General features: G+C 65.3%; 10 protein-coding genes. 3 read left to right on the plus strand and 7 right to left on the minus strand.

Going from position 1 to position 13,553, the window contains the following annotated elements; genetic code table 11:
- The first annotated feature begins 188 nt into the window (after positions 1-188).
- Positions 189-2,453 (plus strand): LTA synthase family protein, encoded by a 2,265-nt coding sequence (locus BN1119_RS13500; RefSeq protein WP_041998829.1) that lies wholly within the window; start codon positions 189-191, stop codon positions 2,451-2,453.
- Positions 2,454-2,516: 63 nt separating this feature from the next.
- On the opposite strand, the gene BN1119_RS13505 is transcribed toward BN1119_RS13500, so the two are convergent.
- Together BN1119_RS13505 and BN1119_RS13510 are read right to left on the minus strand one after the other, a co-directional pair.
- Positions 2,517-3,527: a S66 family peptidase gene (locus tag BN1119_RS13505; protein WP_041998833.1), complete on the minus strand. Its 1,011-nt coding sequence runs from the start codon at positions 3,525-3,527 to the stop codon at positions 2,517-2,519.
- Between the two features lie 160 nt (positions 3,528-3,687).
- Positions 3,688-4,005 (minus strand): heavy metal-binding domain-containing protein, encoded by a 318-nt coding sequence (locus BN1119_RS13510; protein WP_041998836.1) that lies wholly within the window; start codon positions 4,003-4,005, stop codon positions 3,688-3,690.
- A gap of 241 nt (positions 4,006-4,246) precedes the next feature.
- Between BN1119_RS13510 and BN1119_RS13515 the strand changes: the two genes are divergently transcribed.
- Positions 4,247-5,437 (plus strand): OmpP1/FadL family transporter, encoded by a 1,191-nt coding sequence (locus BN1119_RS13515; RefSeq protein ID WP_041998839.1) that lies wholly within the window; start codon positions 4,247-4,249, stop codon positions 5,435-5,437.
- A gap of 81 nt (positions 5,438-5,518) precedes the next feature.
- Here the strand turns inward: BN1119_RS13515 and BN1119_RS13520 are convergent, their stop codons facing one another.
- Both BN1119_RS13520 and ycfP read right to left on the minus strand, forming a co-directional pair.
- Positions 5,519-6,811 carry an NAD(P)/FAD-dependent oxidoreductase gene (locus tag BN1119_RS13520; RefSeq protein ID WP_041998842.1) on the minus strand — a complete coding sequence of 431 codons (1,293 nt, stop codon included), beginning with the start codon at positions 6,809-6,811 and terminating at the stop codon, positions 5,519-5,521.
- Between the two features lie 78 nt (positions 6,812-6,889).
- Positions 6,890-7,429 (minus strand): alpha/beta hydrolase YcfP, encoded by a 540-nt coding sequence (ycfP, locus tag BN1119_RS13525; protein WP_041998845.1) that lies wholly within the window; start codon positions 7,427-7,429, stop codon positions 6,890-6,892.
- A gap of 178 nt (positions 7,430-7,607) precedes the next feature.
- Here ycfP and BN1119_RS19660 point away from each other — a divergent pair, with 178 nt between their 5' ends.
- Complete coding sequence (locus BN1119_RS19660; protein WP_052448064.1) at positions 7,608-8,765, plus strand: GGDEF domain-containing protein; 1,158 nt, start codon at positions 7,608-7,610, stop codon at positions 8,763-8,765.
- Here the strand turns inward: BN1119_RS19660 and BN1119_RS13535 are convergent.
- The 3 genes from BN1119_RS13535 to BN1119_RS13545 all read right to left on the minus strand — a co-directional run bounded on the left by BN1119_RS13535 (position 8,758) and on the right by BN1119_RS13545 (position 13,533).
- Positions 8,758-10,587, minus strand: coding sequence for a M3 family oligoendopeptidase (locus BN1119_RS13535; RefSeq protein WP_041998848.1), 1,830 nt, complete (start codon positions 10,585-10,587; stop codon positions 8,758-8,760). The two genes, BN1119_RS19660 and BN1119_RS13535, sit on opposite strands and share 8 nt — an antisense overlap.
- Positions 10,588-10,658: 71 nt before the next feature.
- A complete protein-coding gene (locus BN1119_RS13540) occupies positions 10,659-12,437 on the minus strand; it encodes a M3 family oligoendopeptidase (RefSeq protein ID WP_041998851.1) in 1,779 nt (592 codons plus the stop codon).
- A 178-nt stretch (positions 12,438-12,615) separates the two neighbouring features.
- On the minus strand, positions 12,616-13,533 hold the full coding sequence (locus BN1119_RS13545; protein WP_041998854.1) for a DUF808 domain-containing protein: 918 nt from the start codon (positions 13,531-13,533) through the stop codon (positions 12,616-12,618).
- Positions 13,534-13,553: the final 20 nt, after the last annotated feature.

A 13,553-nucleotide genomic window follows, 5' to 3' on the forward strand; every position in this document is an offset into this window, starting at 1 on the left:
CTCCCTTGCCAGCGCCATCCTCTCATGATGCCGCTTTCATCACAGAAACAGAGGGCGGGACCGGGTCCCGGTCACACAAGTGTCAGCATCCCTTCATTTTTCTGTCATTAAATTGACAAGCAAGGGCAAGGCCAGCACCATCGGTCAACATCAATGCAAGCAAGATGATGCTCAAAGGACGAGCCCTTATGCCCCTCTCACGCCCAGGCCAACGGCCACGGGTTCCCCCGCTGCCAGCCCTGATGCTGGCGCTGCTGTCTGCCCTGCTGCTGTTCACCCTGCTGCTGCCGATCTTAAGCCCGGCCAACCTGCTGAGTCCGGCCAGGCCCATGGTGCTGGGGCCGGCCGACAACCCGGTCGCCACCCTGGTGCGTCACTCCCTGCTTTACAAGAGTGACAACCGTGGCCTCTATCTGGTGGTGCACAGCCAGTGGCAGCTCAGACAACCGCTGCAACCGGCGGACAGGGTGCTGGTGGAGCTGCTGGGGGAGCAGGGCGCGGCCATCGCCACCCAGAGCCAGCGGGCCGACAAGCGCCAGCGCTGCGATCCCAAGGGGTGCAGCCTCGATCTCAACAGCACCATAAGGGCACCGGACGATGCCCTCTCCAACCACTATCAGCTGCGCATCGGCCTGCAGCTGGCGGGCCGGGAGGACAGCGGCGGGCTGCGCCGCATACTGCAACCCCTGCCGGAGCAGGGGTTCAACCTCAGCTATCTGCTGGCGAGCCTGGGGCTGGTGCTGCTGATCTGCGCCGCCGCCCTGCGCATCTGCCTGCCGCTCTTGCGCCGGGGGCTCGCCTGGCGACTGATGGGCTGCCTGCTGCTCGGCAACCTCACCTTCGTGCTGCTCCACGGCTTCGTGGTGTTTCGGGTCGGCGAGTTCCTGCTCTGGACCGGCTTTCGCCCCGAGCACTACTACCTGGCCTGGGGCAGCATGGTGCTTGGCTGGGGACTGTGCGCCCTGGCCGGTTTCAACCTCTACATGGGGCTGGTGTTCACCCTGCTCTGCGCCGTGGGGCTGCTCGCCAACTTCGTGAAGATCGCCATCTACGGGGTGCCGCTCGGGGGGGACGATCTGGGCAACCTGCTGGCCCTGGCCCGCATCCTGACCGAGCAGCATCCGCTGCTGCCCTGGGTATTCGGCCTCGCCCTCCTCTTCCTGTGCTGGTACTTCGCCCTGTCGCGCTGGGTGCTGCGCACCCTGGCCGCGACCGTCGCCTTCTTCGCCCTGTGCGTGTTCGCCACCCAGGCCGGCAACCTGCTGCTGGGGGTCAACATCCGCTACATGGACAGGGCGGTCAACTACCACAGGGACATCATCCGCGCCGGTCCCGGTCTCTACCTGTTCAACCTGGTGGACGACATGCTGCAAAGCGGCAACATCTTTCGCTACCCCTTGCAGAGCCAGGCCCCCAGCCTGAGCCAGACCCGGCCGCAGCACCCGCCCCCGGCCCAGCCTCGCTGGGACAGGGTGATAGTGCTGCAATACGAGTCCCTCTGGCTCGACTGGCAAGCCAGGATCTGCGCCCCCGCCCCCACCCTGAACCTGCCCGCCACCGTGGCCCAGTGGCACAAGACCATCCACTCCCCCACCACGGGGGGCATGACGGTGCTGCCGGAGTTCGAGATGAACACTGGGCTGCCGGTGGGGCTGCTCAAGCAGGGCATAGTGCCCTACTACTATCTGCGCGATCGGGTGCCCGGGCTGGCTCAGACCGCCAGGGCGAGCGGCTATCGCACCCTGTTCGCCCACCCCTATACCGAGAAGTTCTGGGGGCGGGAGAAGGCCATTGCGGCATTGGGGTATGAGGAGCGCTGGTTCAGCGACCATTTCACCAGCCTGGAATACAAGGGACTCTATGTGTCGGACCATGCCCTGATCGATCACCTGCTCAGGCGCAGCAACCAGGATGACCAGCCGCTGTTCGCCTACGGGGTCACCATGCAGGGCCATGGCCCCTACGACGGCGTGCGTTATCAGGCCCAGCAGCTCGACAAGGCCTGCCCGGATCTCGCGCCGGCCGAGCGCCAGCTGCTCAACACCTACTACACGGGGGTGGTGGATGCCATGGCCTCCCTGGAGCGGCTGCTCAAGGCCCTGGATGCCAGCGGCAAACGCTACCTGGTGGTGGCCTTTGGCGATCATCAGCCCTACCTGATGCCGGCGGGCAAGGGGATCCATGGGGACAAGCCGCCCCGGGATGCCAGCTATCAGATCCCCATGATGGCCTTTACCCGCAATGACGGCAGCCTGGATCTCGCGCGCCAGTTTGGTGCCGTGCGCCAGCTCTACCAGATGGGCCAGGCGACCCGCGCCCTGCTGGCCGGGGATCTCACCCCCCTTCGCGATGGCCCCCTGCTCCACCCCGTACTCGGGCAGGAGAAGGGATTCGACGTCTCGCCCCTGGTGCCGCAGATCCGCGAAAGCTTTCGCCCCGAGACCCTGCCCTGAGCCGGCGCGACCTGGTGACAAAGAGGCCGCAGTTGCGGCCTCTTTGTCTGTGGCAAGGCCCCCCTAGCGCCACCAGGGCTCGCACAGGCTCAGGCGCTGGGCATCCAGATCCAGCTCGGCCTCGATGCCGATCGGCACCGTCAACATGGGGTGGGTATGGGCGCAGTCGAACTGTGCCAGGATAGGGAAATCGGGCTCTCCCACCACCTCCAGCAGGATGTCGAGGGGCGCCTTGCCGCTGCCCTGGCTGTCAAACCCCTCGTGCTTGCCGAGGATGAGGGCACCGATGCGCTCGAACACCCCGCACAGCTTGAGGTGGGCAAACCCCCGCTCCACCGTCTCGGCCTGCTTGAGGCTGTCTTCCAACAGCAGGATGTCCCCCCGCCCGATGGCAGGCATATAGGGAGAGCCCCAGATCCCTGACAGGGTATTGAGATTGCCCCCCATGAGCCGCCCCCGCACCCGGCCCGTCCCCACCGAGACGAGCCGGTTGGGCTGGCACAACTTGGCCCGGGTCTGGCTCTCCCACGCCAGTCGTTCCTCGGTCCAGTGCGTCGGGGTCGGCAAGCCAAGGGGCAAGGGGGAGCCGCCGTCAGCGCAGATCGCCAGAAACGCCGCCAGGGTCTCATCCACCAGGGGGGAGAACTCGCCAAAGGAGGCCACCAGGGCGGGCCCGTAGAAGGTCACCAGGCCGGTTCTGGCATGGATGCCGAGCAGCAGGGCCGTCATGTCCGAGTAGCCGACGACTATCTTGGGATCCCGCTGCAATGCCTCGTAATCGACATAAGGCAGCAGGGAGTTGGCGTTGCTGCCACCGATCACCGACATGATGCAACGGACTTGCGGATCCCGGATGAGGGCATTGAGCTCGGCGGCCCGCGCCGCTATGGTGCCGGAGCGCCAGTGATCCTGCGCCCCGGTCAGGTTGCCCGCCTTGAGCCGAAAGCCCTCTCCCTCGAGGTACGCCCTGGCCCGGGCAAACCGGGTCGGCGCCCAGGCGGTGGCCGCACTGGCGGGGGAAAAAAAGCCGATGGTGTCCCCGGGCCTGAGCCGCGGGGGGCGAAGTCGTGTCATCAAGGTGCACTCCCTGTTTCACCGCCCTCCTCACGACGAGGCCCGGGCCCCGGGGGAAGGGGGCATCCTGCAGTAAACTCGTGCTTCGGACTCTTGCGCCAACGCCCTGTCGGCGCCCTGCACGGCTGAGCTCCGATGGGCCATCGGCGCCTCATCGGAGTCACACCACCACGGCGGTACCGCTGATGCTCACCATCAGCATGCTGCCGTTCTGGCCGACCACCTCGTAATCGAGGTCGATGCCGACCACGGCGTTGGCACCGAGGGCCTGGGCCCGCTCCTTGAGTTCATCGAAGGCAATCTCCCGGGCCCGGGCCAGCTCCTTTTCATAGGCACCGGAGCGCCCGCCTATGATGTCGCGGATGCCGGCGAACAGATCCTTGAACACGTTGGCGCCGAGAATGGCCTCGCCGACCACGATGCCGCGATACTCGCGAATGGCCTTGCCTTCCAGGGTGGGGGTGGTTGAGAGGATCATGGGATCTCCTTGTAAGGGGGGGGCGCGCCGCGCCCGGGCCTGTCAGGGTAACAGGCAAGAGGCGGCGCGATAACCCCATGCCCCCCGAATGAGCAGGGAGAGTGCAACCGGGGGCGAAAAAAGCAACCGTTTGATTACACAGTCAAATGCCCATCTATACTGGTGCGGTGCCAGTGACTGGCCTTAACGTCGGCGCCAAAGCGCGACTGCCGTGGCTGACCGAATGTCAGAAGGGAGAAACATGAGACAACATCGATTGCTGCTACCCCTGTGCCTGCTGGTGAGCGTCCACAGCCAGGCCGGTGGCCTCTACCTGTACGAGACGGGCACGGATGACCTCGGCCTGGCCTCGGCCGGCATGGCGGCGAGAGCCCAGGATGCCACTGTGCAGTTCATGAACCCGGCGGGATTGAGCCATCTCAAGGGGCGCCACCTGACGGTCGCCGGTCAGGCCCTCTATGGGGACGTCCCCTACGATCTCGATGATCCGGTCCAGGCGGATGTGGATACCGTGATCGGCTGGTTCCCCGCCGCCTCTTTTTATTACAGCCAGCAGATAGATGATCGCTGGACCCTCGGCGTGGCGACCTACGGCAACTTTGGCCTGGGGCTGGACTTCGGTGACTGGGCGGGCGAGCAGCTCATCCAGGAGGCCACCCTGGTCGCCCTCACCCTGCAACCCTCCCTCGCCTATCGCCTCGACGAGCACTGGTCCCTGGGCGCCGCCCTTGGCATCAACTACGGTCTCTTTTCCCTCAAGCGCGGCACGCCCCAGGGAGGGCGCAAGCTCGATGACAGCGATTGGGCCCTCAACGCCAAGCTGGGGATCCTGTATGAAGTCGATCAGGGAACCCGCTTTGGCCTGGGCTATAGCAGCGCGGTCGAGTATCACTTCGACATTCAGACCCAGGCGACCATCGATCGACCCAACCTGCCCGGGATCACGGTCGACTTGCCCCTCTCCGGCATGGTCAACAGCCCGCAGCAACTGATGGTCAGCGCCTACCACAGCCTCAGCCGCGATTGGGCCATCATGGGCAATCTCGGCTGGCAGGACTGGAGCGACTACAACAACAACGAGGTGGCCGTGTTCGACCAGAGCAGCGCGGCGAAAAACCGCTATCAGGACACCTATCACCTGGCCGTCGGAGTGCAGCACAACCTGACCCCCCAATGGACCCTGAACGGGGGGCTGGCGTACGACTCCAGCGCCTACAAGGATCAGGACAAGACCTCCCTCACAGTGCCAAGCGGCCAGACCCTCAGGGTGGGGGCCGGCTTGCGCTACGGGATCAACGAGCAGGATGCCATCGGGGCGGGTGTTGAATATGCCCGCATTGACAGCGCCAGGGTGCAGGAGGGGCACCTGTCCGGTCGCTACGACTCTCCCGCCCTCTACTTCTTCGCGGTCAACTACAGCAAGCAGTTCTGAGCCGGGCAGGGATGCCGGGCGCACCATGAAAAAAGGGAGAGGCCTCGGCCTCTCCCTTTCGTCATAGCATCACGATGGCACTCAGTGCAGCTTCAGGGTCGGTCTCAGCACCCGGTTGATGCGGCCCACCAGCATGATGAGGCCGGTCTTCACATAACCGTGCAGGGCCACCTGGTGCATCCGGTACAGGGAGATGTAGACCAGACGGGCGATGTAGCCCTCCACCATCATGGAGCCGCGCATCAGGTTGCCCATCAGGCTGCCCACGGTGGAGAAGCGGCTCAAGGAGACCAGGGAGCCGTGGTCGTGGTAGAGGTAGGGCTTCATCTCGCCACCCGCCAGCTTGGCCAGTATGTTCTTGTAGGCCTGGGTCGCCATCTGGTGGGCGGACTGGGCCCGCGGCGGCACGAACTTGCCATCGGGCTGCGGGCAGGCCGCGCAGTCGCCGATGACGAAGATATTCTCGTCACGGGTGGTCTGCAGGGTCTGGTGCACCACCAGCTGGTTGATGCGGTTGGTTTCCAGACCCGCGATCTCCTTCATGAAGTCCGGCGCCTTGATGCCGGCAGCCCACACCATGAGGTCTGCCTCAATCAGCTCGCCATCCTTGGTGTGCAGCCCCTCGCTGGTCGCTTCGGTGATCATGGTGCCAGTACGCACGTCCACCCCGAGCTTGACCAGCTCCTGATGGGCGGCGCCGCTGATGCGCTCTGGCAGGGCCGGCAGGATGCGGGGGCCCGCTTCCACCAGGGTCACCTTGAGGCTGTCGGTGGTGAGGTTCTTGAAGCCGTAGGCGTAGAGCTGTTCCACCGCGTTGTAGAGCTCGGCGGAGAGCTCCACCCCGGTGGCGCCGCCACCGACGATGGCGATCTTGACCTTGTCACCTGGCTGGTATTCGGTGGCGAACTGCAAGAAGCGGTTCATCATGTGGTCGTGGAAACGGTGCGCCTGGGAGGGGCTGTCCAGGAAGATGCAGTGATCCTTGATGCCCGGGGTGTTGAAATCGTTGGAGACGGAGCCGATGGCCATCACCAGGATGTCATAGGGCAGCTCGCGTTCATGGACCACCAGCTCCCCATCCTCGTCGTGGATCGGGGCCAGCACGATGCGCTTCTCGTCACGCTTGATGGCGGTCAGGCTGCCGAGCTGGAAGTCAAACCCGTGGTTCTTGGCATGGGACTGGTAGCTCAGGGCATCGATGCCCGCGTCCATGGAGCCGGTGGCCACTTCGTGCAGCAGGGGTTTCCACAGGTGGGTGCGATTGCGGTCCACCAGGGTGATCTGTGCCTTGTTCTTCTTGCCCAGCTTGCGGCCCAGGCTGGTGGCCAGCTCCAGCCCGCCAGCCCCGCCGCCGACGACAACGATATTGGTCATGGTGAATTACCTCAGGTTCCATTTAAAGCTAAGGGAGCCGGAGGCTCCCTTGATAGTTGAATCCATGACGTGACTGCATCAGGCCTCCTTGAAGGCCTTCATCCGCTGCAGGTGATGGGAGATGTTCTTGAATTTGTGACTCTCCCGCTCATCCCACACGATGTCGTAATAATTCTTCAATTCACGCTCAGTGTCCGCATTATTACCCACTTCATCCCGCACGGAAAGGATACACAGGCAATTTCCCGAGTTTTTATTACGAAATTCTGACACGCATTTGGTGCCAATGTCCTGGTACTCCTCGGGGCGGTCGATGCGACCTTCCATGTTGATCTCGGGGTGCAGGTTGGGGTTGAAGATCACCTGCTTGATGCCACACAGAAAACCGATCCGCTCGCTCCAGTAGCCGCCGAGCCCCACGCCGCAGATGAGGGGCTTGGGGTCCGTGCTCATGTCGAGCTGCTTCTTCACCTCCTTGAGCAGGTGACTCATGTCGTGGCGGGGATGTATGGTGCTGTAGTGTACGAAGCGCACATCATCATCGATATACTGCAACTGCAGCACCTTCTCATGATTGCCAGGGCTAGTGGCATCGAAGCCATGCAGATAGATGATCATGGTAAGACCTCAGACTCTGTGTCGGTTCTTTCGAAACTACCGCAGCAGACGGGCCCGGCGCCACCAAAACATGCGGCTTTCTTGCTTTGGATCACGACTGTGGTCGTCGGTTGCGTCCGCTGCCGTCCCCGATAAGTTGCTACGCTTCAAACACAAAAAAACAACGGATGAGGATGGCGTGAACGGAATCGCCCTGAGTTATCTGTTACTGGCCGCCCAGATGGGTCTGTATGCTGTGCTCTGGACCCTGACCGCCTGGCTGGTGCGCAGCGAACGTCTCACCTGCCTGCTCGGCGCCGCCTACTCCCTGTGCTGGGCCGCGGCCCTCGTCCTGTTTGCCCGGCGCGGCGTCCTGGATCCCTGGCTCTGCTACACGGGGGCGGATATCCTGGTGCTCTGCGGCTTCACCCTCTTGTGGGGACGCGCCTACCGCTTCGATCGGGGCAGATTCCCCCTGCTCCGCTGGCTGACCATCACCCTGCTCGCTGCCCTGCTGCTGGCCTGGGTGGGGCCCAGTCCGACCCAGAGCCATATGCGTCTGTTTCTGCTGGCTCTCTTCTCCGGCATCAGCGGCTTTCTGATGATCTGCTACTCGGCCCGTCCCCTCAGCCAGCAGGTGGGCGCTCCCCTCAGCGGCCTGCTCAGCCTGCTGGGGCTGCTGGCCATCCTGGTCTGGGGGCAGCGGATCCTCATGGCCCAGAGCCTGCCGCTGCCAAGCCAGGACATCCCCTCCCAGTCCCATCCCAACCTGGTGGCGCTGCTGGTGGTCTGGCTGCTCACCACCGGCCTGCAACTGGGCCAGTTCTTCATGGTGGTGCTGCGCAATACCCGCAAGCTCAACGAACTCTCCTTGCGAGACAGCCTGACCCAACTGCTCAATCGCCGCGGCTTCGAGACCCATTGGCAGGCGCAGACCGATCCCCAGCGCGCCCTGCTGCTCATCGACGTGGATCACTTCAAGCAGGTCAACGACCATCATGGCCACGACACGGGCGATCGGCTGCTCTGCCACCTCGCCCACCTGCTGCAACACCATATGGGCACCCCGGCCATCCTGGCCCGGGTCGGCGGCGAGGAGTTTGCCATCCTGCTGCCCGGGGAGGATCTGGCCAATGCCCACGCCCGCGCCGAGTACCTGCGCAGCCAGATAGCCGCCTCCCCCCTGATCTGCGAACTGGGGATCCTGCGCATCACGGTGAGCATAGGGGTGGCCAGCGGCCGGGGATCCTCTCTGGCCGAGCTGCTCAAGCAGGCCGATCTCGCCCTCTACCTCGCCAAACGACGCGGACGCAACTGCGTGGCCTGCCAGCAGGAGCTGGCTGCCCAGCTCAATTGACCCCAGACTCAGGCTCCCCGACCAGCTCGGCCAGGCGCGTCACCGCCCCTTCTACCACCTCCAGGCTCTGGCGCCAGAAGGCCGCTTCGCGGATATCCTGCCCCAGGTGTCTTGCCACCAGATCTTCGGCGCTCATGCGCCCTGTGTCCCGCAGCAGGGCGCGATAGGCCTGGGCCACGTTCGCCTCCCCTGCCCCCTTGCGACTCATCAGCTGCCGATAGACCCCCAGGCTGAACAGATAGCCAAACAGGTAGGGGTAGTTGTAAAAGCCGAAGCCCGCGATGGAAAAATGCCCCTTGGCAGCCCAGAACATAGGGTGATAACGGTCAAGGCTCTGCTCATACCAGCGGCCCCAGGCCTCATCCGTCAGCGCCTTGAGGCGCGCCGGGGAGACATATCCCGACGCCCGCTCGGCCACCAGGGCCCGTTCGAAATCGAAACGGGCCGGGATGTTGACCAGGAAGGTGGCGGCGCCGTCGGCTTCCGCCCAGGCCATGGCCAGGCGCTCCTCGGGACTCTGCGCCTGCTCGAACAGGGCGCTGCGCACCAGGGTCTCGGCGAAGATGGAGGCGGTCTCCGCCAGGGTCATGGGATAGCTGCGCTGACTCATGGGCAAGTCCCGGATGAGCCAGTTGTGCCAGGCATGCCCCAGCTCGTGGGCGAGGGTGATGACGTTGTCCTGGGTGCCCCCATAGGTGATGAAGACGCGCGGCTCCACCGGGGAAGCAAACTTGGTGCAGTAGGCTCCGGTGCGCCGGTTGGGGGTCGGCGCCGCGTCAATCCAGCCGCGCTCGGCCATCATGCGGGCAAAGTCCCCCATCTCGGGGTCGAAGCGCGCGAAGGCCTCTGCGATGAGGTCGACCGCCTCCTCGAACGGGATGGCCCGGCTGCTGGCGGCCGGGGGCGGCGCAAACAAATCCTCCGGCCCCATGGCTTCTATGCCGAGCCGCCCGGCCATCAGCCCCAGGGCCCGCTGCCCCAGCCCCCGGGCCCGATACGTCTCGGCCATGAGGGCCTCCAGGGTCGCCCGCTCGATATGGCTCTGGTGGCAGGAGAGATCCAGGGCATCCAGGGTCCGCACCCTGCCGCGCTGGCGCGAGAGCTCCAGGCGCCAGCCGTTGAGGGCATTGAGGATGGCGGCCACCGTCTCCTGCTCCCCTTCCCAGCCGGCGCTGATGGCATCGAACGCCGCCCGGCGCAGGGCACGATCCGGACTGGAGAGCAGGTTGCTCGCCTCGGCCAGCCCCATGTCGCGCCCCTCGATAGTCAGCCGGATCTTGCCTGCCAGATCGTTGTAGAGGTTGCCCCAGGCGTGCAGGCCGTCGGTGCCAAGGCCGATGACCAGCTGCTCCGCCGCCACCGGCAGGCGTTGATCCTGCAGGCGACGCTCGTGGCGCAACCGGTACGCCTCTTCTCCGAGCAGGGGATCGGCCATCAGGCGTTCAAACTCGGGCGCCAGCAGTCCCAGCATCAGATCTTCGATGGGGGCAAGCGTCTTGAACAAGTCCGCATTGAGGGCCCGGGCCCGGGAGGCCCACTGCTTGGCCAGGGGATCCCTGGCGTCCTGACTGCCACGGCAAGCCGCCAGCACGGCGACGTTCCAGCCTATTTCGCGAATGCGCCTGGCCCGCAGCCGCACCTCTCGCAAGCCGTCCGTCAGGGCATCGGGGTTGCCCGGCGCCAGGGCCAGGCCCGCGATAAAGGCCGCCAGCTCGGCCAGGCTGGCCCGGGCCTGGCTCATGTCCGCCGCCAGCTCGGGGCAGTCGAGGGCGCGATAGATGTGCTGGTTGTGCCAGGTTTGTGGATAGGCGCTTTGTTGCATCGGATCCTCATGGTCAGAGACGGACTGGGTCCGTCGTGAAACAGGTGTCATGTCCAGAAAAAGGGGCGAGACTATACCAGCCGCTCCAGGCGCACCACCGCCTCCTCCACATAGCGCAGGCTCTCCTGCCAGAAGCCAGGTTCGCGAATATCCACCCCCAGGTGCTTCTCCACCAGGGCCTCGGCGCTCATGCGGCCGGTGTCGCGAAGCAGCTCGCGATAGGCGAAGACAAACTCGCCCCCGCTGCGCTCATGCTGGGCATGGAGCCCCAGGCTGAACAGGTAGCCAAACAGATAGGGGTAGTTGTAAAAGCCGAACGCGGCGATGGAGAAGTGGCTCTTGCTGGCCCAGAGCAGCTCGTCATATTGGCTAAGGCTGTCACCATACCACTGCTGCTGCGCCGATTTCATCATGGCCCGCAACTGGCTCGCCCCCACATAGCCCTGCTCCCGCGCCGCCACCAGGGCCCGCTCGAAATCGAAGCGGGCGGGCACATCGAGCAGCAGGCTCGCGGCCCGCTCCCCGTCCAGCCAGGCGATGGCCCGGCGCTGCTCCACCCTGTCGCAGGCCGCCAGCAGGGCGTCGCGCACCAGGGTCTCGGCAAAGAGGGAGGCGGTCTCCGCCAGCGTCTTGGGATACTCCCGCTGCTCCAGGGGGAGGTCTCTTAGCAGCCAGCTGTGCCAGGCGTGACCCAGCTCGTGAGCCAGGGTGATGACATTGTCCAGGGTCCCCTCGAAGGTGAGGAAGACCCTAGGCTCGGGCGGGTCGGCATACTCTGTGCTGTAGGCGCCGCTGCGCCTATGTTTGCTCGGAGCCGCATCTATCCACCCCTGGTCGGCCATCATGCGGGCGAAGGCCCCCATCTCGGGATCGAAGGCGGCAAAGGCCTGGGCCACCAGATCCAGCGCCTGCTCGAAGCCGAATCTGCCGCACGGGGCCTGGGGGGCCGGAGCATGGCGATCCCAGGGGGCAAAGTCCGCTATCTGCTGGGCGCAGGCCATGGCCCGCAGGGCGCGGCGCCCCAGCTCCCTGTGCTCCTTAGCCGCCGCCATCAGGGTCTCCAGGGTGGCGCGGGCAATGCGCTCCTGATGGCAGCTGACGTCGAGGGCGTCCAGCCTGCGTCCCCTGCCGCGCTGGCTGGCCAGCTCGTTGCGCCAGCCGTTGATGGCGTTGAGGATGGCGGCCACCGTCTCCTGCTCCGACTCCCAGGCGGCCTGGATGGCGTGCCAGGCCCCGGCCCGGCGCGCCCGATCCGGGTGGGCCAGCAGGTTGTCCGCCTGGGCCAGCCCCATGGCCACCCCCTCCACCACTGGGGTCAGCCGCCCCACCAAGTTGTCGTAGAGATCCCCCCAGCCCTGCAGGCCATCCACCGCCAGCCCCTCGATCAGCTGCTCGCTCTCGAGGGAGAGCCACTGATCCTGCTGCCCCCTGTCGTGGTGGATGAGGTAGGCAAGCTCGAACAGCTCGGGATCCTGCAGCAGGGCCCGCACCCTCGCCTCGGGGGCGTTCAGCCAGAACAGGGTCACCGGCTTGCCAAGCTGGGCCAGGCTCGCCTGCAACTGCTGGCTGCGGCCATAGAGCGCCCTGGCCTTCTCGTCGCGGCCATCGCGACTGAGCCGGTTGTAGCCATAGGTCTGGCCGTTCCAGGCCAGGCGATGCACCTGCGTGGTCAGGCGCCGGATGGCCCGAAGCAGATGACGCAAGGCATTGATCTCTGTGGTATGGGGGATCTGCTCAACCAGCTGGCCCAGGGTGGCCAGGGCCTGGTTGGCCTGATGGAAATCGGCGGCGAGCGCCGGGCAGTCGGGGGCGGCATAGATGTGATCATCCTGCCAGATGGGTGGGTTCATAACTGTCCTTGTTTGTTTGCATCCATGTCATCTGGCCCCGCCTCTGTGGGCGAGTGCCAGTTCGGATACTACGAAGGGGGCGGGCCCTTGCCCAGCCCCCATCCGAGTCAACGCCTTGGACAATCCTGGTCGGGTGCGACGGCCCCTGTCGGCCGAGGGCCGATCCGACGCCCGCCCGTTACTTGGCGGGCTTGAGCCGGCTCACTAGCGTCATGGCCAGCACCAGCACCATGCCCGCCGCCACCCCGACCAGGGCGCTTAGCAGGGTTGGCGTCACGGCGGCCAGCAAGCCTCCCACGGTCGGCAGGGTGGCGCTCGCGCCGGCGATCCCCTCGATCAGGTGGTGGGCGAAGGGCCAGCCATGGACCAGGATGCCCCCCCCCACCATGAACATGGCGATGGTGCCGACCAGGGCCAGCAGGTGCATCAGGCGGGGCGCCGTCGCCAGCAGCCCCTGCCCCACGGCCCGGCGCACCGCGCCGCCATCGGGCTTTTGAAGCAGGTGTAGGCCGATGTCGTCGAGCTTGACGATGAGGCCCACCAGGCCGTAGACCCCCACCGTCATCAGGACGGCGATCCCCGCCACCACCGACAGTTGCAGCATCAGGCTGGCCCCCTGCACTGTGCCGAGGGCGATGACGATGATCTCCGCCGACAGGATGAAGTCGGTGCGAATGGCCCCCTTCACCTTCTGCCGCTCGAAGGCCATCAAATCATCCGGGATGGCATCAACCTGCCCCTGTTCCTCCTCTGCCCCGTGGGGCAGGAACTTGTGGACCAGCTTCTCGGCGCCTTCGAAACAGAGGTAGGCGCCCCCCAGCATCAGCAGCGGGGTGATGAGCCAGGGGATGAGGGCGCTGATGGCGATGGCGGCGGGCACCAGGATCAGCTTGTTGCGAAACGACCCCTTGGCCACCGCCCACACCACGGGCAGCTCCCGCTCGGCCCGCACCCCGGAGACCTGTTCGGCGTTGAGGGCGAGATCGTCCCCCAGTACCCCGGCGGTCTTCTTGGCCGCCATCTTGGTCATCAGGGCGACATCGTCGAGCACGCTGGCAATATCATCGAGCAGGGTTAACAAACTGGCTCCGGCCATTATCAAACCTTCCTTATATC

Origin of the sequence: Aeromonas bivalvium (assembly GCF_000819765.1) — a bacterium.
Taxonomy (GTDB): Bacteria; Pseudomonadota; Gammaproteobacteria; order Enterobacterales; family Aeromonadaceae; genus Aeromonas; species Aeromonas bivalvium.

Bases quoted from the DNA above. Each gene is read 5' to 3' on its own strand.
- BN1119_RS13500 (WP_041998829.1), top strand. From the start codon at position 189: ATGCCCCTCTCACGCCCAGGCCAACGGCCACGGGTTCCCCCGCTGCCA.
- BN1119_RS13505 (WP_041998833.1), bottom strand. From the start codon at position 3,527: ATGACACGACTTCGCCCCCCGCGGCTCAGGCCCGGGGACACCATCGGC.
- BN1119_RS13510 (WP_041998836.1), bottom strand. From the start codon at position 4,005: ATGATCCTCTCAACCACCCCCACCCTGGAAGGCAAGGCCATTCGCGAG.
- BN1119_RS13515 (WP_041998839.1), top strand. From the start codon at position 4,247: ATGAGACAACATCGATTGCTGCTACCCCTGTGCCTGCTGGTGAGCGTC.
- BN1119_RS13520 (WP_041998842.1), bottom strand. From the start codon at position 6,811: ATGACCAATATCGTTGTCGTCGGCGGCGGGGCTGGCGGGCTGGAGCTG.
- ycfP (WP_041998845.1), bottom strand. From the start codon at position 7,429: ATGATCATCTATCTGCATGGCTTCGATGCCACTAGCCCTGGCAATCAT.
- BN1119_RS13535 (WP_041998848.1), bottom strand. From the start codon at position 10,587: ATGCAACAAAGCGCCTATCCACAAACCTGGCACAACCAGCACATCTAT.
- BN1119_RS13540 (WP_041998851.1), bottom strand. From the start codon at position 12,437: ATGAACCCACCCATCTGGCAGGATGATCACATCTATGCCGCCCCCGAC.
- BN1119_RS13545 (WP_041998854.1), bottom strand. From the start codon at position 13,533: ATGGCCGGAGCCAGTTTGTTAACCCTGCTCGATGATATTGCCAGCGTG.